The sequence below is a fragment of the Proteus penneri genome (assembly GCF_022369495.1).
GTDB classification, from domain to species: Bacteria; Pseudomonadota; Gammaproteobacteria; order Enterobacterales; family Enterobacteriaceae; genus Proteus; species Proteus penneri.
Genome location: NZ_CP059690.1, coordinates 2776397 through 2797089, shown reverse-complemented (window position 1 = coordinate 2797089; position 20693 = coordinate 2776397). Strand labels below are relative to the sequence as shown.

Sequence of the window (20693 nt, the reverse complement as noted above, 5' to 3'; positions counted from 1 at the left end):
CTGAGAGTAAATGGTAACCGATTAGATAACCATTGATTGTTTATAAAGTCAAGATCAGCGAAAATAGCGACCAATTACGATTAACACGACGGATTTGACAAGCGAAGAACTGAAAAGAGAGTACTTCCAAAAGTGTGTACAAATCCGTGTACAAACTAAAAGAATTTATACATGGCAAACCAAGATTTTCTTAATGAAATCAATAAGCGAAGGACCTTTGCTATCATCTCGCACCCAGATGCGGGTAAAACAACCATCACTGAAAAAGTGTTGTTATTCGGACAAGCAATTCAACGTGCAGGAACCGTAAAAGGCCGTGGTTCAAATCAGCATGCAAAGTCTGACTGGATGGAAATGGAAAAACAACGTGGTATTTCTATTACAACCTCAGTTATGCAGTTCCCTTATGCTGATTGTCTAGTTAACTTATTAGATACCCCAGGGCACGAAGACTTCTCTGAAGATACTTATCGTACTTTAACTGCAGTTGACTGCTGTTTAATGGTCATTGACTCTTCTAAAGGGGTCGAAGATCGTACTCGTAAATTAATGGAAGTCACACGTTTACGTGATACCCCAATTCTGACTTTTATGAATAAACTTGACCGTGATATTCGTGATCCAATGGAAGTCATGGATGAAGTTGAAACAGAATTAAAAATCGCGTGTAGTCCTGTTACTTGGCCTATTGGTTGCGGAAAACTCTTCAAAGGGGTTTATCATATTCTGAAAGATGAAACTTATCTTTATCAAAGCGGTCAAGGTCACACTATTCAGGATTCTCGTGTTATCAAAGGGTTAGATAACCCAGAGCTTGATGAAGCGATAGGTGACGATTTAGCAAGTCAATTACGTGATGAATTAGAGTTAGTATTAGGTGCTTCTCACGAATTTGATCATGAGGCATTTTTAGCAGGCGAATTAACCCCAGTGTTCTTTGGTACTGCATTAGGTAACTTTGGTGTTAACCATATGCTTGATGGCCTTGTAAAATGGGCGCCAGCACCAATGCCTCGTCAAACTGATATGCGAGAAGTCACTGCTTCTGAAGAAACGTTCACCGGTTTCGTCTTCAAGATCCAAGCCAATATGGATCCTAAGCACCGTGACCGTGTTGCATTTCTACGTGTTGTATCTGGTATGTATGATAAAGGTATGAAGTTACACCAAGTTCGAATTAAAAAAGATGTGGTGATTTCTGATGCATTAACCTTTATGGCAGGCGATCGTTCTCACGTTGAACATGCTTATCCTGGCGATATTATTGGTCTTCATAACCACGGTACCATTCAGATTGGTGATACTTTTACTCAAGGTGAAATTCTGAAATTCACGGGCATTCCAAACTTTGCGCCAGAATTGTTCCGCCGTATTCGTTTACGTGATCCATTAAAACAGAAACAGTTACTTAAAGGATTGGTGCAGTTATCAGAAGAAGGTGCTGTACAAGTCTTTAGACCACTGGCAAATAACGATTTAATCGTCGGCGCGGTCGGTGTACTTCAGTTTGATGTGGTTGTTGCAAGACTTAAGAGTGAATATAACGTTGAAGCGATTTATGAATCCGTTAACGTTTCAACGGCACGCTGGGTTGAATGTAATAACGAGAAAAAACTCGAAGAGTTTAAACGTAAAAATGAACAAAACTTGGCACTTGATGGCAGCGATAACTTAACTTATATCGCACCAACGATGGTCAATTTGAATTTAACACGTGAGCGTTATCCTGATGTTGAGTTCCATCAGACCCGTGAGCACTAATTACTCGTCATACTTCAAGCTGCAACGTTGTTGACTACGTTCATTCGCACTAGTCACATACTTATGTATGCTCCTAGCGACTCATTCACTTGTCGCCTAGTTGCAGCTTGAATTATTTAGAGTAATAGCATGTTCGTGCTGATGCTTAAAGTTGCCGCTTGAACTATTTAGAGTAATAGTATTCTCATGCTTATACTTAAAGTTGGCGCTTGAACGATTTAGAGTAAAAGTGTGTTTATGCTTAAAGTTGTCGCTTGAATTATTTAGAGTAAGAGTGTGTTCATACTTTGAGCATTTAACTTAATGAAAAGGCTATATTTTTTAATATAGCCTTATTTGTTGCTTCGCTTTGTTGAGTCTTTATACTTAATAAACCCATCGCTGTGAGAGACTCGATTTTCTTTGTTAAATATCCTCTGTATATCCCTAATATCCTACCGAAAAACCCTTCTTCATTTGGAATTACTCTTTTTTTTCTCTGTTAACATGATGCCTGTTTTTACACTTATTTATAAATATATGTAAAATTTTTTATAGATTTATTTTTCATTTTTAGAATAAAATTATTAGGATTAGTCTTTATTTGCTATTTTTTACTTTATTTAACTCGGATAGCTTATTAGTGTAATAGCTTAGATTGTTAAATTTTTGTAGTGCTTAATAAAAAGACAGACATTAAAACACACGTATATTTCCTATCTCAGTTATTGTGATTAGGGGGAGAGCAATGAAACAATATAAGACGCTAAAATTGGCGTTATTAATGTCAATCGGCTTAGCTTTTGTCAGTATGGGCGCGTCAGCTGAAACATCGTGGTATAGCGAGATTAATAAAAGTGGGAATAATACGGGTCACTACTTAAGTGATACTTCTATTTCTAATAAAATTCAAGATACGCTATTGCCAATGCAAGATATTAATAGTGAGAATATTTCTATTCGTACTGAGTTTGGGCATGTCTTTCTTTCCGGTTTTGTTGATAGTAAAGCGCAAGAAGAAAAAATCTTACAAGTTATTGAAAAAATTGAAGGTGTTAAAAGCGTAGACTCAGATGTAAATATCAAATCATAAACGTGATTTTCTTTTATATTCGTTACACTCTAAGAATATATTGTCTAATTTATTTGAATGAGTACGGAAAAAGAATGACGTCAAAAAAATGTGCGGGTATCCTTTGTTAAGTTGTATTAAGGAGACATTATGGGGAAGTATATACCTGTCACATTAAATAATATTACTGCACTCGAATTTCAATCCTCACTACCACAAGGTAAAGTTGCTTTAGTTTGTGAGGGCGGAGGTCAACGCGGGATCTTTACTGCGGGTGTCCTTGATGAATTTATGCGATCACGATTTGATCCCTTTGATGTTTTACTTGGGGTGTCTGCGGGAGCACAAAATTTGTCTGCTTTTGCCTGTGGTCAGCGTGGATATGCACGTAAAATTATTAATCGCTATACAACCAATAATCAATTCTTCAATCCCATTCGTTTTGTCCGTGGCGGCAATTTACTCGATCTTGATTGGTATATAGACACGACAGCCAAAGAAATGCCTCTTGATATACCAACAGCACTACGGCGGTTTGATACGGGGCGCGAATTTTATATGGTGGCAAGTCGTTCTGATAATTTTCAGGCCAATTATTTTCAACCCGATGAACTGACTTGGCTTGAGATAATCAAAGCGTCCAGTGCTATCCCTGCTTTTTATCGTAATGGGGTCTTATTTCATGATGTTGTTTATCATGATGGTGGTATCAGCGATGCTATTCCAGTGAGAGAAGCTTATCGACGTGGTTGTCGTACTATTGTTGTTGTGCGCACGGTACCTTCTGAATATCAATACACAACAGAATGGGTCGATCGTATGGGAAAATGGTTTGAAAATAGCCGTTTACAACGTTTTATGGCGATGGCTCAAGTCCATATCGAAACCTATACCGAAACACTTAAATTTATTCAATCGCCTCCAGAAGATGTTGTTGTTATCGAAATCTATCCACCAACGACGTTACAATCGAGTGCATTAGGAAGTCGTTTAAGTGCATTAAATCATGATTATCATGTGGGTAGACGTTGTGGACGCTATTTTTTAGCGACAATAGGTCAGCATTTTTCTAAGAAAAAATTCAAACAGCATGATAAAAAAATCTTTAGCCTATTTGAGCAAGAAGCAAAGGCGGATAAAGCGGAGGATGCTTCAATTATTCAACAAGGAACAAGAAGTGTGCACCCTGATGTAAGGCAGGTTTAAGAATGAATAAATTTATTGATACTCACTGTCATTTTGATTTTCCGGTTTTTTATAATGATATTGCAAATAGCTTATCTTTAGCACATCAAGCGCAAGTAAAAAAAATCATTATTCCTGCAGTTGCTCGCTGGAATTTTGATGTGGTGACTGAGTTATCAAATGAATATCCTCAATTATATAGTGCATTAGGATTACATCCTTTATATATTGAAGCGCATACAGAACAACATCTCATTGAATTAGAACAGAAATTAAAAATAGAACCTCGTTGTGTTGCTATCGGAGAAATCGGGCTTGATGACTATATGGATAACCCGCAACCAGAAAAGCAGGAGCGCTTTTTAATTGCACAACTTAAATTAGCGGCTAAGTTTGATTTACCCGTTATTTTACACTCACGAAAAACTCACGATAAGTTAAGTGCCTTGTTACGTCGTTATGATGTTCCTCGTAAAGGAGTTGTACACGGTTTTGCAGGAAGCCAGCAACAAGCTGAAAAGTTTATTCAACAAGGCTATTTTATTGGCGTTGGTGGAACCATTACTTATGAGCGAGCACAAAAGACCCGTCGAGCAATGGCTTCATTGCCGCTTGAATCGCTATTACTAGAAACAGATGCGCCCGATATGCCTGTGAGCGGTTTTCAAGGTGAACCCAATCGCCCAGAACGAATTCAATATGTTTTTTCTCAACTCTGTGAACTACGTCAAGAACCCTCTGAGGTAATTGCACAGCAACTCTATTTTAATAGCCTACAATTATTTCGGTTAAAAGATAATATCTAGTTGTTGAATTGAATTTAACTTTACTGGTTAAAATTGAATACATGGTTTGTTAATCGGATGATGTTTTCTCTCTATTCTGCCTATTCAATAATGCGGTTTTCCCCTCTTTTTGTGTGATCAACTTCTCATTTGTGACTTTTTTGTTACTTTTTTCAGACCCTATTTGTGATGGATGTTGAGGGTTCTTTTCTTAGACTAGGTATAATTATCTGGCAAAAAAGAGTCAATAAGCTCTGGCAAGGGCATTATTGATAATCCATTAAATTTTTATGTGAACAGGGATCCTTCAATGCAACTCATTATGAGCTTGGTCGGAATGGCAACATTAATATTGATAGCCGTTCTGTTTTCCAGCAATCGACGTGCAATTAGACTACGTACAGTTGGTGGCGCATTCCTTATTCAGATTGGCTTAGGTGCATTTGTTCTTTATTCCGACGGTGGTCGCGAGGTACTTCTTGCGATTTCTGATGGCGTTAAGAATGTTATTGATTACGGCAATAATGGGATGAGCTTCCTCTTTGCGGGCTTAGTATCAGATAAAATGTTCGAATTATTTGGTGGTGGCGGTTTCGTATTCGCCCTACGCGTACTGCCTGTTATTGTGTTTTTCTCTTCACTAATTGCAGTGTTGTATTACCTTGGCATTATGCAAATCGTCATCAAAATTCTTGGTGGTGGTTTACAAAAAGTACTAGGTACATCACGAACAGAATCGATGTCTGCAACTGCAAATATTTTTGTTGGACAAACAGAAGCACCGCTTGTTGTTCGCCCTTATATTGCAAGAATGACAACCTCTGAGCTCTTTGCTGTTATGTGTGGTGGTTTAGCCTCTGTTGCGGGTTCTGTGCTTGCTGGATACGCTAGCATGGGCGTACCGTTGGAGTACCTGATTACGGCTTCCTTTATGGCGGCTCCTGGTGGTTTACTCTTTGCTAAATTATTGATCCCTGAAACAGAAACACCAGATGATCAAAAAGATGCGCTTGATAAAATGGCAGACGACGAAAAACCCGCCAATATTATCGATGCTGCAGCTGCAGGTGCCTCTTCAGGTTTACAGCTTGCCCTTAACGTCGGTGCCATGTTACTTGCTTTCGTTGCATTGATTGCATTAGTTAATGGTATCCTCGGTGGTATTGGTGGCTGGTTTGGTTATGAGAATTTCTCATTAGAACTCGTGTTTGGTTGGGTGTTTGCACCTATTGCCTTCCTAATTGGCGTGCCTTGGAGTGAAGCGACCATTGCAGGCTCATTTATTGGACAAAAAATTGTTATCAATGAGTTCTATGCTTACTCTGAATTTAGTAAATACCTCAAAGAGGATGCGCTTGTTGCGAGCTCTGGACTGATGGTGTTATCTGATCAAACGAAGGTTATTATCTCCTTTGCACTGTGTGGTTTTGCTAACCTTTCTTCCGTAGCTGTTTTGTTAGGTGGTTTAGGTGGAATGGCACCAAATCGTCGTCAAGATGTGGCTCGTTTAGGTATGAAAGCAGTACTTGCAGGTACACTCTCTAACTTAATGAGTGCAACGATTGCAGGATTCTTCTTTGCATTAACAGCAATGGCCGTTGTTGCTTAATTAATTTTTATTGTGCAGAGCAGATGGGTTTTGCCTATCTGCTCTTTTATGTTTGTTTTCTGCTGTAATGTTAACTACTTTTATTGTGAGAGATATTTCGCAATTTGTATTGAATAGGGTTAATAACGATATCATTTTATATTGCTCACGCTTTTTTTGCGTTATAAAGACGACTTAAAGGCGCTATTCGAGTAACATTAAACCAGAAAACGACTTAACTGTGATATTTATCACATTTTTATGTTATATATTGCAAGTTGCATTTAATTAGTGTGACGAAAAGCACATCTAATTGTTCCTTAGCGTGTTCAAATAAGATGTGCTGAAACTTCATGGAATGGCGAAAGCTCAATGACGGGTCGCCGAAGTGAGCATAGCGCGGTGAGAGGGAGCTCAGCTGTCGTTGTGGTATTAAGCTGCAACAACATCTTCAAGGAACCAAGTCCGCTCGCCAACAAATTTAATCGCTAACCTTAAGCGTACGCCCAAGAGGGCTTGAGAAACATCGTTGGAGAGTTTTATGACAGATTTAACCGCTGCAGCGCGCCTTGCGCTGTCTTTGATGGATTTAACTACATTAAATGATGATGACACTGATGCAAAAGTGACAGCATTATGTCATCAAGCTAAAAGCCCAGAAGGCAATACTGCTGCTATTTGTATCTACCCACGTTTTATTCCGTTAGCACGTAAAGTGTTACGCGAACAAGGTACTCCTGACGTTCGTATCGCAACCGTAACTAACTTCCCTCATGGTAATGATGATTTAGATATCGCATTAGCAGAAACCAACGCGGCATTAGCTTATGGCGCAGATGAGGTTGACGTAGTTTTCCCTTACCGTGCATTTATGGCTGGTAACGAGCAAATCGGTTTTGATATCGTTAAAGCATGTAAAGAAGCTTGTGCAAAAGCAGGCGCTTTACTGAAAGTCATTATTGAAACGGGTGAGCTGAAAGATCCAGCGCTTATCCGTAAAGCATCTGAAATTTCCATCAAAGCAGGTGCAGACTTTATTAAAACCTCCACAGGTAAAGTACCTGTAAATGCAACACTGGAAAGCGCTGAGTTAATGATCCAAGTGATCCACGATATGGGCGTTGGCAAAGAAGTTGGTTTTAAACCGGCTGGTGGTGTACGTACCGCTGAAGAAGCTGCCCAATACCTTGCATTGGCTAAACGCATTATGGGTGACAACTGGGTTGATGCTCGTCACTTCCGTTTTGGCGCATCAAGCTTGTTAGGTAATTTACTAGCCACTTTAGGTCATGGCGAGCAAAAATCGTCTAGTGGTTACTAATCCATTCGTGTAATACGTCCACATTTTATTGTGGGCGTTATCAATGCTATAAAACCAGGAGGTTGCAGTGTTTCTTGCCCAAGAGATTATTCGTAAAAAACGTGATGGTCATCCTTTAACAGAGGAAGAAATTCGTTTTTTCATTAATGGCGTCAGAGATAATACTGTTTCTGAAGGTCAAATTGCTGCATTAGCAATGACTATTTATTTCCACGATATGACGATGCCTGAGCGTGTTGCTCTGACATTAGCTATGCGTGATTCCGGTACAGTACTGAACTGGAAAAGCCTAAATTTAAACGGCCCAATTGTTGATAAACACTCAACAGGTGGTGTAGGTGATGTTACATCCCTGATGTTAGGGCCAATGGTTGCCGCGTGTGGCGGTTATGTTCCTATGATTTCAGGTCGTGGATTAGGTCATACAGGTGGAACATTAGATAAACTCGAAGCAATTCCAGGTTTCGATATCTTCCCTGATGATGAAAAATTCCGCGATATTATTCGTAACGTGGGTGTTGCTATTATCGGACAGACTAATTCATTAGCACCTGCTGATAAACGCTTTTATGCTACCCGTGATATTACTGCTACAGTTGATTCAATCCCGCTTATCACAGCCTCTATTCTAGGTAAAAAATTAGCTGAAGGTTTAGATGCATTAGTGATGGATGTTAAAGTGGGCTCTGGTGCCTTTATGCCGACTTATCAGAAGTCTGAAGAGCTGGCTGAGTCAATTGTCCAAGTAGCAAATGGCGCAGGCTGTCAAACTACGGCACTGTTAACGGATATGAATGAAGTTCTAGCTTCAAGCGCAGGTAATGCGGTTGAAGTTCGTGAAGCAGTTCAATTCTTAACAGGTGAATACCGTAACCCTCGTCTATTTGAAGTCACTATGGCGCTGTGTGTTGAAATGTTAGTATCAGGCCGTTTAGCGGATGATCGTCAACAAGCTCGTCAAAAACTACAAGATGTGTTGGATAACGGTAAAGCGGCAGAAGTCTTTGGTCGAATGGTTGCAGCACAGAAAGGCCCATCTGATTTTGTTGAAAACTACAATAAATACCTGCCAATTGCGGTATTAAGTAAACCTGTATTTGCTGAGAAAGCTGGGTTTATCACAGAAATGGATACACGTGCATTAGGTATGTCTGTTGTGACATTAGGTGGTGGTCGTCGTAAAGCCACTGATGCAATTGATTATAGTGTGGGATTAAGCGACATCGTAGCGCTTGGTGCTGAAATCAATACAGACACTCCGTTAGCGATGATCCATGCGAACAGTGAAAAATCATGGCAAGAAGCTGCGGCTGAAGTCCGTAAAGCGATGGTAATTGGTGACAGCAAACGCGAAGCTTCACCAATGGTGTACCGCCAAATCAGCGAATAAGAACTCAATTACGATTTATCAGTGACATATCCGTGGTCTACGGAGAATGACACAGGAGAGAGAATTATGAAACGTGTACATATCATGGTATTAGATTCCTTCGGTATCGGCGCTGCCGGTGATGCGGAGAAATTCGGTGACCAAGGTTCAGACACTTTAGGGCATATCGCACAAGCGTTTGCTGACGGTAAAGCAGATAGAGACGGTCGTAAAGGTCCTCTCCATTTACCTAATCTTTGCCGCTTAGGTCTAGGTAAAGCTGCGGAAGAATCAACAGGCAAATTCCCTGTCGGTTTAGATAAAAATGCAGATATTATCGGTGCTTATGGTTATGCCAGTGAAATCTCTTCTGGTAAAGATACTCCGTCAGGCCACTGGGAAATTGCGGGTGTGCCTGTTCTGTTTGATTGGGGATACTTCAAAGAACTGAAAAACTCATTCCCACAAGAACTGCTAGAAAACATCGTTAAACGTGCAAAATTACCAGGATACTTAGGTAACTGTCACGCATCTGGTACAGTGATTTTGGATGAACTGGGTGAAGAGCATATGAAAACGGGTAAGCCGATTTTCTATACCTCAGCCGACTCTGTATTCCAAATTGCATGTCATGAAGAAACTTACGGTTTAGATAAATTGTATGAGCTGTGTGAAATTGCTCGTGATGAACTAAACAAAGGTGATTACAACATTGGTCGTGTTATTGCGCGTCCATTTATCGGTGACAAGCCGGGTAACTTCGCCCGTACAGGTAATCGTCATGATTTAGCCGTAGAGCCACCAGCACCAACAATGTTGAAAAAACTGGTTGATGAAAAACAAGGCCATGTTGTTTCTATTGGTAAAATTGCTGATATCTACGCAAACGTAGGTATCACTAAAAAAGTGAAAGCAACAGGTATTGATGCGCTGTTTGATGCAACACTTGAAGAAATGAAACTTGCGGGCGATAACACAATTGTATTCACCAACTTTGTTGATTTTGACTCCTCTTACGGCCACCGTCGTGATGTTGTGGGTTATGGTGAAGCACTTGAGTTATTCGACCGTCGTTTACCAGAATTAATGGAACTGGTTAAAGAAGATGACATTCTTATCTTAACAGCAGACCATGGTTGCGACCCAACTTGGCCTGGTTCTGATCATACTCGTGAACACATTCCTGTTCTTGTTTATGGTCCAAAAGTTAAACCGGGTTCATTGGGGCACCGTGAAACTTTCGCTGATATCGGTCAGACTGTTGTGAAATACTTCGGTTTATCTCCGGTCGACTATGGTAAGGCAATGTTTTAATTTAACTTCGGTAGGTATAGTAATATGCCTACCGAATGATATTTGAATAGTAAAAAGATCAATTAAAAGGAAGAATTATGGCTACCCCTCATATTAACGCAGAAATGGGCGATTTTGCTGATGTCGTTTTAATGCCGGGCGACCCGCTTCGTGCTAAATACATCGCTGAAACTTTTTTACAAGACGTCCGTCAAGTAAACAATGTTCGTGGTATGTTAGGTTTTACAGGTACGTATAAAGGCCGTAAAGTTTCTGTTATGGGCCACGGTATGGGTATTCCTTCCTGCTCAATTTACGCAAAAGAATTAATTACAGATTTCGGCGTGAAAGTTATCATCCGTGTGGGTTCATGTGGTGCAGTATTACCAGATGTTGAACTGCGTGATGTTGTTATTGGTATGGGCGCATGTACAGACTCTAAAGTTAACCGCCTGCGTTTCAAAGGCCAAGATTTTGCCGCTATTGCTGATTATCAATTAGTTCAGAATGCTGTTGATGCAGCAAAAGCGAAAGACATTAAAGTTCGCGTTGGTAATATCTTCTCTGCTGATCTGTTCTACTCTCCAGATCCAGAAATGTTTGATGTAATGGAAAAATACGGCATCTTAGGTGTTGAAATGGAAGCTGCAGGTATCTACGGTGTTGCAGCGGAATACGGCGCAAAAGCATTGACCATCTGTACCGTATCTGACCACATCAAAAAAGGTACACAAACTACAGCAGAAGAGCGTCAAACTACCTTTAACGAAATGATTGAAATTGCATTAGAATCTGTTCTGTTATTAGAAGACTAATCAATACATCTCGTTGCTTAAAGATACTAAAAACCCAATTTAAGAATTGGGTTTTTTTATGTATATATGTTTAATTAAATTAGAAATTAAGGAGCATAAATATAGGTTTCTAAATAAGGGTCCATTTTAATTGAGTAATTTTTTAAATTATCTAAGCTGGGTGTTAATGGCTGTTTGCACTCTTTTTTACTGATAATGTTATTGTCTTTATAAACAATTATACCGTTAAAGTTCCATCCTCTACCTTCACCGTCATAAACAATGTAGCTGTAATTTCCATTCTTAAATCGAATATAAGTCGATGCGCCAGCAACAAACATTTGATGCCCATAAAAGACATTATTATTGGGTTGCTGAGGAACAGGTAGTGTGATCTCTGTTTTTGCAAGTGTGCCATAGCGATAAACAGGTGGCTTTCCATGTTCAACGAACACGCTGACATACTTACCATTTTCAAGTTGGCAGGTAAATTCTTCAGCATAGACACTTGCGGATAATAATACGAATACAGCAGCAATAGCGATACGTGCTTTCATATTGTCTTCTCCGTTAATTACCTACTTTATTACTTTAAGTATCGGCAAAAGAAGCAAAATATGTAGAGTAAATATTCTGATTATTTAGCAGGGTGACTGTCTTTTGTTTTCAACCAATATTTTCGTTATTTGTAGAATTATTCTCTATGATTATTTTCTTTTTTATATTTTCATTATTGACTACCTTCCGTTTTAGCCTTAACCCATACTTTATACCTAATAATAGTTAAAATTATAATTAATTAGCTGATTATGGAAAATATTATAGTGATTTCGTTTGATTTTATTGGTGGTAACTAAACTTAATGTAATTTTAGCTGTACTAATTGCGGAAATAACAGATTAATACAATTAATTAAATAGAGACTCCAATAATATCATATAGTTAGCTGGTTATTATTGTATTTTGATTATATTTCAAATAGTTAATAGTATTTCGGGTGATTATTTTTGTTTGTAGCTTAATTTTCATTGTGATGTCAGTCACATAAGCATATATATGAAATAATAATATCTGTAAATTTAACTTTCCGAATATCAATATCTTATTGATATTGAATAAAATATTTTGTTTTGTGTGGTTGTGAGTAGAGCCTATGCGATCACATGAAGTACTAACTAAATTAATTAGAAAATGTATAGTATTGCTATACTGTTCAATTAAGTTATTTTCGGTTTCTATTTGGAGAATATAGTGAAAAATCAAGATTTATTAGGTCTATCTTCTGCTAACATTCTGAATGCGGAATTTGAGAAGAAATACCACGACGTTATTACTCACTTTTTCAGCCGAGATCCGAAGTATTGGCCGATATTTCAGGATAAAACAATCCAATCGATTACACAGTTTAGAAAAACAACTTCTAACGATAATGACCAATTACAACGTTACTCAAATGGGCAACAACTATTTGAACGTCTAATGACGGATACGCAAATCCAACAAAACATTAATTACCCAGAAAATGATCCTAATGAACTACTGATGTTAGTTTCAACACTGTGTAAAAACTGGGAAAATCCATTAGCTGTTGAAAACGTAATTGCAATGCCAAGTGATCCGGGGGTTTATGGTTCAATCTTAGGGTTAATGGGCAACCCTAACATGGTGTATTGCGAATATTCTGGTGTTGCTGATGCGTTAGAGAAAGTGACGATAAAAAAAGTCGCTAAATTGGTTGGTTACGATCCTGAAGTTGCCTCAGGTGTGTTCACTCAAGGTGGCACCATGTGTAACTTATATGGTTATCTCTTTGGATTACGCAAGTCTATGCCTAATTCTAAACATTTAGGCATGGCAGCAGATCAAGATTATCGCATCATTAACTCCCAAGGTGGTCACTATTCAAATATGACTAACCTGGCCTTATTAGGTGTTGATGTTGATAACAAAACTATCCGTATTAAAGTGTCTGAAGATAACACCATTAATTTAGAACACCTAGAGCGTGAATTAAGAGCGTGCTTTACTGTTAAATGCAAAGTACCCACTATCATGTTAACCACAGGAACAACAGACACCTTTGGTGTGGATGATGTGAAAGGGGTTTGTGAATTACGTGATCGCTTATGTGAAGAATTTGAGATCCCTGTTAAGCCCCATGTTCACGTTGATGCAGCTGTTGGTTGGCCGATTATCTTCTTCTTAGAATATGATTTTAGCAGTAATCCGCTGGCAATTAATGATGTCACCTTAGAAGGTTTACGTCAGAATGTTGAGAAATTTAAACATCTGAAATATGCCGATTCCATTACCATCGACTTCCATAAATGGGGCTATGTGCCTTATACCTCAAGTTTAGTATTGGTGAAAAATGGCAATGACTTCGTGGCACTGGAAAACGATCCAGAAAACTTCACCTATTTTGAACATGAATTAGAAGGGCAGACTCACTTACAATCTACTATTGAATGTACACGTAGTGGTGTGGGTATCTTTGGTGCTTATTCTGCAATGCACTATATGGGGATTGAAGGTTACCAAACCATTATTGCTCACTGTTTGCAAAACGCCAACTACATGCGCCATCAGTTGTTAGAGATGGGGAATGCGAAAGTGATCGTACCGCAAAACCAAGGCCCAAGTGTTGGTTTTAAACTGTATGATCCAAATTTAGTCAAAGATCCTAATGTTGCTTTTGATTTAGAGTTAACGTGCTCTACAGATAAAGAAGCATATGACTTTATGGTTCATAATACGCAGTGGCATAGAAAACTTTTCTTACAACGTGGTAAAGAAGGATTATTTACTAACTGGGTAGATTCTATTGCTTGCTCGAAATATGCGAAAAATAACCGTTATATTTATCTTCCAGGTGAAAAAGCAGTATTTATGAATCCAAATACTGAACGTGCTCATATTGATAATTTTATGAAGATTTTAACCGGAATGAGTCAAAATATGAGCTCAAAAAAGGTTGCGAAAATCTAACTAAATTATTGTCTGATTAAATAAAACAAACTGTACTTTAATCGAGGAAATCCATATTAAAGTACAGTTTTTATTTTATATGATAATAATTGCAGATTATCTGAGTTGGCTATCTTTACTACCACGGCGATTATACCCACTAAAGGCATTATTTTTTTTATCAAATGCCTCTTGGCAGTTTAAACAATAACGTACACCAGGAACGGCTTTTTGCCGAGCCAGAGAGATTGGCTCACCGCATTCATCACAAAACTCTGCACTTTCACCTTGCGCCATTTGGTTACGAGCTCTGGCAATTGCATCATCAATGGTGGCATCTATTTGCTCTTGAACAGCACTATCATTAGCCCATCCACTTGCCATCATATTCTCCTATTTTAACAGTGAATATTAATACTATTATTAGGGCGATGGTGAAAAAATCAACAAAACAAAAAGGAAAATGTACCTTAATTTATCACGATAGAAATAAAAAACCCCTCATATGGAGGGGCAAATTTCAGAGGCATAACGGTTGTTGTTATTGTTTTTGTTCTCTAATAAATAGAGAAATAATAAAGAAGAGGGCGACGAATACAATAATCAGGTTAAAGCCAACAGAAACATTATAACTTTCTGATACTTGACCAATTAATGAACCTGCTAACGCACCACCCAATCCAGAAGCAACATAAATCAATCCCATCACCGAGCCACTTTTGCTGGTTAATTTTGTGGCAACGGCGGCGGCTGTTGGAAACAGCACTGATAATGCAAAACCAAATACCATAAACAGATAAACAACATCTTGCACAAAGATACGGCTTACAATAATGGCGATTAGAGAAAATAATGAAAATAGAATAAGCGTTTTGCGATCACCCAATGCAAGGTTAATAAAACCACCAATAAAACGACCAATAGTAAATAAGAAAGCAAAACTGGAAATCACATAAGCGGCTGTTTCTGCTTTTTGTGCGCTACTCATATTTCCAATATCCATAGAGGTATAGAAAATAGGGAAGAAGTTTAAGAAAGCGGCTTCAGCAGCAACGTACAACGTAATAAATAAGATAACTAATAATAGCGATTTTTGTGTCAGTAACTCTAAAAAGTCACTGAATTTCATATCAACTTGTGCGCTGTTTTCTATTTTTAATGTACTCAATACGAGAATAATGACCGCAACAATAACGGCAACACCCACATAAAAAGTACGCCATGAAATAGAGTGTGAAAATAGATATTGTAAAATTAGCGGAGTGACAATCATCCCTACGCCAAACATTGCATTAGAGACGTTAAACATCATGCCAGCTTTCTCTTTATAGAAAGTCGGAATAACGGTCACGATAGAGACAAGCATCGAGCCAATACCTAAACCAATTACCAGATAAAAGCCAAAAAATAGCATCACATTAAAAGCAAGGCTGGTTCCTGTTAAACCAACCGCCATCATTAATGAGCCAATAAACATCATGACTTTTAACCCTTTCTTATCGGTAAAATAGCCTGTTAATAAACTGGCAATTAAAAAACCGATTTGGAAAAAGGTAATTAATGAGCCAACTTGGCTCATATTTAATGAAATATCATGTTGAACTTGTTCAAGAATAAGCCCTTTTGTATTTTGAATGCCACCGAGTAAAAACATCGTGACAAACAGAAGGAAAAAGACTTTCCATTTTTGTTGTTTAGCCATAATTTTATCCTGATTTTCCGCGGTGTATTATTCTTTAATCGTGTTGTTATAGGCGTTATTGTTAGGTGTATTGTGTTCGCCAATTGCATCAAATAATTCTTGAGTAGCCCATCCATAGCAATAATAAAGTAAGTCATCACAAGCACTTTCTTCTGCTGCAATAACGGCTTCAATTAATTGAGAGGCAGGTAAATTCCACATTTGAATACCGCTATAAATAAAGGTATTTGGCTGTGAAAGCTGGCGAACTTTATTATTTTGTTCTGCAACAAAGTGAATAGGAAAACCTTGCTGTTTAAAGGTTTCGTATGAAATGTCATAAGGTAATTCAAATAAGCGTTTGAACGCAGTAAATGCACGCTCTTGGCTTTCGCTATCATGGGCAAAATGATTAATTAACCCTTGAACATCTGCTCCTCCCCCTAATTTATGATAAGGGAAATGTTTGAGTGTTGAAGAATAACGCGTTAATTCATGGTAGTTCTGACCTAAGATCCAACTATAAGCTGGTGGCCATAGATCAAGCCATAACGTAATACCACCCGCAGTTTGTTTGGCATCAGACAGTAATTTTTCAACTAATTGAGTCACACTTTGTTGGCGAAATACTTGCCACGCTTTTAACAAAGGATCTTCTTTTAATGCGGCAACAGGTGTTTCGAAATCCGCTTGTTTTAATGAGTCAGCTAAAGCCGCCAGACGCTGTTTGATTTCATTAACAGGTAAACCTTGCTGTACCATTTTCTTTTCACAGTGAGGGCAAAAACAGGTAAATAATCCAGCTGGATTAACTTCTTTACCTGCCCAATCAGGGAAACGAATTCGATCAATTAAAAAGGTGTCATAACCGTAGTTTTGTTTTAATGCTGTGAATGTCTTTTGCCACAATTGAGCGACATCAGGAGCGTTAGGGCAGAGCCAGTGTGCCTGTGGACGGCCTTTAAAATCGATAACCTGATTGTTTTCTATATCCCCAGTGAAATCGCCATTAAGAATATTTGCCCATGGAATGACTTTATATTTTCCGCCATCAGTGGCTTTTTTTATCGTCATTAGCGGATCGGCACCCGCTAAAATAGTTGGATCAACACGTTGGCTTAGACGAGGGAAATCAGTATGAGTGTTGATGTGTAGTGTACCTGTTCCCATAACCACATTATGGATAGGGTTATGAGGTAAATCACCAACAGGGTAAGGGTTACGTTCAAAAATGGTATTAATTTCGACAAATAAATGCTCGACATGCTTCATGCCATCAAGGCGTTGAAGTATAGCGGGCATGCCTTCGTCTAAAATATCATGTGGGTGAAGATGTATTCCTGCCATGAGTTGCTCCCATCTCGTTTAGGTGCTTTTTTATTAGGGTTATCTCAATTGGATCTCGGGCATAAATTGAATTGATGGATAAACCGTAGCCAAGGCAAGAATGGCAATGCCATAAAGCGGGCCTTTTTCCCATAATTCAGACAGCTCGATATTCACTTTGGTGTTAGCAAATAAATGTCTATCTAGATTTGCCTGAACACGCGGTAAAAAGGTATCAGCAGAGCGAGTGATCCCGCCTGTTAATACCACTTTTTCCAGATTTGCAATGGCGACTAAGTTCATAATGCCAATAGCAAGATAATCTGCCATTTCTTCAACTAAGGATTGAGCCAGAGGATCGCCTTGTTGTGATGCTTGAATAATCTCAATCGCACTAAGATTTTCCCCTCGTAAGCTCGCCATGCGTTCACTTAAACCTGAACCGGAACAGAAACTCTCAAAGCATCCTTTATTGCGCCAATTTCGAAAGAGATGGTCACGAGCAAACATCATATAGCCGATTTCACCGGCTGCATTGTTTGCGCCACGAATAACTTTTCCATCCATTAGCAAGGCGGAGCCTAATCCTGTGCCGATGCCAATTAGCGCACAACTGTGCGTATGACGGCAGTGGCCTTTCCACATTTCACCCACAAGTGCTGCACGAATATCATTTTCGAGTACAACGGGTACATTGAGTTTTTCTGTAAGCTGTTGTGCTAAAGGTAAATTATCCCATTGAGGTAAGTTAGGGGAACCTTCTAGCACAACACCATTTTTGATATCGATGATCCCTGGTGTGGCGACACCGATAACATTGATCTTTTGACGGTCTACGCCGCTTTTTTCGATCACATTTTCAATACTTTGTGCAAATTGCGTAATAAAGTGCTCACGATCGTCAGTATCAAAGGTAGGCTCTTGATATTCATACAACAATTCGGCATCTAAGTTAAAAACAGCATAGGCGATTTTGGTTCCGCCTAAATCAATGCTGACACCTAAACTGTGTTGAGGATCGAAGTTAACTAAAATACCTTTTCTACCTTGTCCTGCTGGCGAACTAACACCGCTTTCATAAACGATTTTTTCTTCAAGGAGATCGTTAATAATTTCAGACACCGTCGCTTTTGTAATTCCACTAATTTTGGCTATCTGAGCCCGTGACAAAGGACCTTGATGACGAATGACATTTAATACAAGCGAGGCATTCATTTGCCGTAATGTATTGGGTACGTTCGGTGTCACGTTACTACTCCATTTGTTTAGAAACAAAACTAAAAGATGTTTTTTTTATATAAAATCGTCTGTGGTTGATAGTTATGCACCGTTTTATTTACTTTGTAAAGTGAAAAACGGCTAATTAGTTTGGAAACCATCCTAAATGGGTTTGTGATCACAATTTGATGTGTTTGATTTGCACAATGGGAGCCTTTAAAAGATCTTCAATGTATATATTCATTGCACATATTCTTAACGCAGTAAAACGACTAGAATGAAATCAATATCTATTGAATTAAAGAGAAAATCAGCATGAAAAAAGGAATGTTATTAAAAGGGGTTATAGGGATGCTATTGTTATTCCCACTGTATTCACAGGCAGTGACATTAAGCGGTTATCTAGAGGTAAAACGATTATTAGCCCTCGAGCATCCTGCTAATAAACAATTAAAATCGGTGACTCAAGCTTATCTAAACGGTATCGCAAATGGATTTAATTTTTATGCGGTTGCTGTAAAAATTGAGAATCAAGATAACGATAATTTTCGTCCTCTTTATTGCCCACCGCCTAAAATAGAGCAAAATGGCGATTTTATGGTTAAGCATATTGATGCTTATTTAGATAAAAATCCTGAAGTGAAGAATAAACAACAAGAAACGCCGTTGGAGTTAATTTATATTCTCGCATTACAAGATGCTTATCCTTGCCATGCTGATAGCAGTATCTAGACGAAAAATAGCCACATTCCCTGTGGCTAAAATGATTTTGGTGTGCTCTTTTTTTTATTATTTACTTCAGGTTGCCTCTCTCATAAGCCCCTTGATGGAAGACACTCAAGCAGTTGTTGCTTCAACTTGTTTTACAGGAACAAGATGACAACAGTCGCTTTCACCGGTTTTTTCAAAGGTTGATAAACGAGTGATCAAGAGTGAATTCATGTCTGTTAATAATCCCTCTGTTTGCAGTTTTTGCATGATGTTTTCATCACAGTCATTATTATTTTGACGTTGATAAGCCACAGGTGTTACACCACGTAATACCGTTAATTGACCCGCAAGTGCGGGATTATCTGTTAATGCATATACGTTGTTGTTTGGCATAAAACGTGACAATAAGGTCACTGATTTACCATTTTCTGTTAATGCTGCAACACTTAAATGCTTGTCATCATGGAAGGCGCTTGTCGCAGCTGCCAGAGCAATCCAACGACCTGTTTGTGAGTAATAAGACGGAGATTGCCATGGGTTTTCAGCATTAGCTGCAAAAGAGCGTTCGGCTCCTTCAGCAACACGCGCCATTGCACTAACCGCCTCGACTGGATATTTTCCTGCCGCCGTTTCGGCTGATAGCATTACAGCATCAGTACCATCACCAACAGCATTCGCAATATCCATGACTTCGGCACGGGTTGGCATTGGGCTTTCAATCATTGACTCCATCATTTGGGTTGCTGTAATAACAGGGCAGCCTAATGCACGACAACGTGCGATTAATTGCTTCTGAGCGCCCGGTAAGCTGGCATCACCGATTTCAACCGCTAAGTCACCTCGTGCCACCATAATCACGTCTGACGCTTTAATAATGTCATCCATATTGGCTTCACAAGAAACCACTTCAGCACGCTCGACTTTAGCAACGATTTTGGCATGGCTTCCTGCCGCAATCACTAAACTGCGCGCATATTCAATATCAGCACCATTACGTGGGAATGACACTGCAATATAATCAGCTCCAATCGCGGCGGCTGTGTGTATGTCTTGTTTGTCTTTTTCTGTTAACGCAGGTGCTGATAAACCGCCACCGAGTAAGTTAATACCTTTACGGTTAGAGAGTTTTCCACCTACAATCACTTTTGTTTCAATTTGATTATTATTTACTGCGCTGACTTGTAATTGGATATTACCGTCGTCGAGTAGCAGAATATTCCCTGGTGTGACTTCCTGAACAAGTTGTGGGTAATCCAATCCAACTTGTTGCTCATCCCCTAATGTTGGATCAAGATCTGCATTTAGGATAAAGCTATCGCCTTGCGTTAATTTAACGGAATCATTCTTAAAGTTAGCGATACGAATTTTCGGGCCTTGAAGGTCAGCTAAGATCCCGATAAATACACGATGTTTTTCTGCGACCTGACGGATAGTTGCGGCTGTAGTCTGATGCTGTTCGCTAGTACCATGTGAAAAGTTTAAACGAAATACGTTAGCACCTGCCAAAATCAGTTTTTCGATCATCTGTTCTGTGCAGCTAGCTGGGCCAAGAGTCGCAACAATTTTTGTCTTACGCATAATGACATTCTCTTTTTAAAGAGGGATACCCAACGGTATCCCTTGATGACAACTTAATTAATTCA

At 38.9% G+C, this 20693-nt stretch carries 17 protein-coding genes; 11 read left to right on the top strand and 6 right to left on the bottom strand.

All coding sequences use genetic code 11. The features are described from left to right. Positions 1–171 precede the first annotated feature (171 nt). The 9 genes from prfC to deoD all read left to right on the top strand — a co-directional run bounded on the left by prfC (position 172) and on the right by deoD (position 11168). On the top strand, positions 172–1761 hold the full coding sequence (gene prfC, locus H1225_RS12655) for a peptide chain release factor 3 (RefSeq protein WP_219515777.1): 1590 nt from the start codon (positions 172–174) through the stop codon (positions 1759–1761). Between the two features lie 727 nt (positions 1762–2488). Next, entirely contained in the window at positions 2489–2833 is a 345-nt protein-coding gene (locus H1225_RS12650; protein WP_006536117.1) for a BON domain-containing protein, read from the top strand. A 129-nt stretch (positions 2834–2962) separates the two neighbouring features. Further along, positions 2963–4018, top strand: a complete 1056-nt coding sequence (locus H1225_RS12645) for a patatin-like phospholipase family protein (RefSeq protein ID WP_109848054.1) — start codon at positions 2963–2965, stop codon at positions 4016–4018. Between the two features lie 2 nt (positions 4019–4020). Then, positions 4021–4803, top strand: coding sequence for a TatD family hydrolase (locus H1225_RS12640; RefSeq protein ID WP_109848055.1), 783 nt, complete (start codon positions 4021–4023; stop codon positions 4801–4803). A gap of 289 nt (positions 4804–5092) precedes the next feature. Next, positions 5093–6391, top strand: coding sequence for a NupC/NupG family nucleoside CNT transporter (locus H1225_RS12635; protein WP_161671134.1), 1299 nt, complete (start codon positions 5093–5095; stop codon positions 6389–6391). Positions 6392–6911: 520 nt separating this feature from the next. Further along, positions 6912–7691 carry a deoxyribose-phosphate aldolase gene (deoC, locus tag H1225_RS12630; protein WP_006536109.1) on the top strand — a complete coding sequence of 260 codons (780 nt, stop codon included), beginning with the start codon at positions 6912–6914 and terminating at the stop codon, positions 7689–7691. A 67-nt stretch (positions 7692–7758) separates the two neighbouring features. Then, on the top strand, positions 7759–9081 hold the full coding sequence (deoA, locus tag H1225_RS12625; RefSeq protein ID WP_109400020.1) for a thymidine phosphorylase: 1323 nt from the start codon (positions 7759–7761) through the stop codon (positions 9079–9081). 66 nt (positions 9082–9147) lie between these two features. Further along, the gene (gene deoB / locus H1225_RS12620) at positions 9148–10374 is read left to right on the top strand and encodes a phosphopentomutase (protein WP_072064358.1); all 1227 of its coding nucleotides are present in this window, start codon (positions 9148–9150) and stop codon (positions 10372–10374) included. A gap of 77 nt (positions 10375–10451) precedes the next feature. Next, positions 10452–11168: a purine-nucleoside phosphorylase gene (gene deoD, locus H1225_RS12615; RefSeq protein WP_006536106.1), complete on the top strand. Its 717-nt coding sequence runs from the start codon at positions 10452–10454 to the stop codon at positions 11166–11168. A gap of 86 nt (positions 11169–11254) precedes the next feature. On the opposite strand, the gene H1225_RS12610 is transcribed toward deoD, so the two are convergent. Then, positions 11255–11704 carry a hypothetical protein gene (locus H1225_RS12610; protein ID WP_109848056.1) on the bottom strand — a complete coding sequence of 150 codons (450 nt, stop codon included), beginning with the start codon at positions 11702–11704 and terminating at the stop codon, positions 11255–11257. 694 nt (positions 11705–12398) lie between these two features. On the opposite strand from H1225_RS12610, the gene H1225_RS12605 reads away from it, so the two are divergent. Next, positions 12399–14135 carry a pyridoxal phosphate-dependent decarboxylase family protein gene (locus tag H1225_RS12605; protein ID WP_161671135.1) on the top strand — a complete coding sequence of 579 codons (1737 nt, stop codon included), beginning with the start codon at positions 12399–12401 and terminating at the stop codon, positions 14133–14135. Positions 14136–14231: 96 nt separating this feature from the next. On the opposite strand, the gene H1225_RS12600 is transcribed toward H1225_RS12605, so the two are convergent. The 4 genes from H1225_RS12600 to H1225_RS12585 form a co-directional block, all read right to left on the bottom strand. Further along, positions 14232–14498, bottom strand: a complete 267-nt coding sequence (locus H1225_RS12600) for a DksA/TraR family C4-type zinc finger protein (RefSeq protein ID WP_109400018.1) — start codon at positions 14496–14498, stop codon at positions 14232–14234. Positions 14499–14655: 157 nt separating this feature from the next. Further along, the gene (locus tag H1225_RS12595; protein WP_072064354.1) at positions 14656–15816 is read right to left on the bottom strand and encodes an MFS transporter; all 1161 of its coding nucleotides are present in this window, start codon (positions 15814–15816) and stop codon (positions 14656–14658) included. A gap of 27 nt (positions 15817–15843) precedes the next feature. Then, positions 15844–17142, bottom strand: coding sequence for a hypothetical protein (locus tag H1225_RS12590; protein WP_109848058.1), 1299 nt, complete (start codon positions 17140–17142; stop codon positions 15844–15846). 39 nt (positions 17143–17181) lie between these two features. Next, entirely contained in the window at positions 17182–18369 is a 1188-nt protein-coding gene (locus H1225_RS12585) for an ROK family transcriptional regulator (RefSeq protein WP_232240013.1), read from the bottom strand. Between the two features lie 285 nt (positions 18370–18654). On the opposite strand from H1225_RS12585, the gene H1225_RS12580 reads away from it, so the two are divergent. Beyond that, a complete protein-coding gene (locus tag H1225_RS12580; protein ID WP_109400016.1) occupies positions 18655–19071 on the top strand; it encodes a Rap1a family protein in 417 nt (138 codons plus the stop codon). 105 nt (positions 19072–19176) lie between these two features. Here H1225_RS12580 and pyk read toward each other — a convergent pair whose 3' ends face one another. Continuing rightward, positions 19177–20628, bottom strand: a complete 1452-nt coding sequence (pyk, locus tag H1225_RS12575) for a pyruvate kinase (protein ID WP_161727476.1) — start codon at positions 20626–20628, stop codon at positions 19177–19179. Between the last annotated feature and the right edge of the window lie 65 nt (positions 20629–20693).

Coding starts and splice junctions, on each gene's coding strand:
- prfC (WP_219515777.1), top strand. CDS start 172: ATGGCAAACCAAGATTTTCTTAATGAAATCAATAAGCGAAGGACCTTT.
- H1225_RS12650 (WP_006536117.1), top strand. CDS start 2,489: ATGAAACAATATAAGACGCTAAAATTGGCGTTATTAATGTCAATCGGC.
- H1225_RS12645 (WP_109848054.1), top strand. CDS start 2,963: ATGGGGAAGTATATACCTGTCACATTAAATAATATTACTGCACTCGAA.
- H1225_RS12640 (WP_109848055.1), top strand. CDS start 4,021: ATGAATAAATTTATTGATACTCACTGTCATTTTGATTTTCCGGTTTTT.
- H1225_RS12635 (WP_161671134.1), top strand. CDS start 5,093: ATGCAACTCATTATGAGCTTGGTCGGAATGGCAACATTAATATTGATA.
- deoC (WP_006536109.1), top strand. CDS start 6,912: ATGACAGATTTAACCGCTGCAGCGCGCCTTGCGCTGTCTTTGATGGAT.
- deoB (WP_072064358.1), top strand. CDS start 9,148: ATGAAACGTGTACATATCATGGTATTAGATTCCTTCGGTATCGGCGCT.
- deoD (WP_006536106.1), top strand. CDS start 10,452: ATGGCTACCCCTCATATTAACGCAGAAATGGGCGATTTTGCTGATGTC.
- H1225_RS12610 (WP_109848056.1), bottom strand. CDS start 11,704: ATGAAAGCACGTATCGCTATTGCTGCTGTATTCGTATTATTATCCGCA.
- H1225_RS12600 (WP_109400018.1), bottom strand. CDS start 14,498: ATGGCAAGTGGATGGGCTAATGATAGTGCTGTTCAAGAGCAAATAGAT.
- H1225_RS12595 (WP_072064354.1), bottom strand. CDS start 15,816: ATGGCTAAACAACAAAAATGGAAAGTCTTTTTCCTTCTGTTTGTCACG.
- H1225_RS12590 (WP_109848058.1), bottom strand. CDS start 17,142: ATGGCAGGAATACATCTTCACCCACATGATATTTTAGACGAAGGCATG.
- H1225_RS12580 (WP_109400016.1), top strand. CDS start 18,655: ATGAAAAAAGGAATGTTATTAAAAGGGGTTATAGGGATGCTATTGTTA.
- pyk (WP_161727476.1), bottom strand. CDS start 20,628: ATGCGTAAGACAAAAATTGTTGCGACTCTTGGCCCAGCTAGCTGCACA.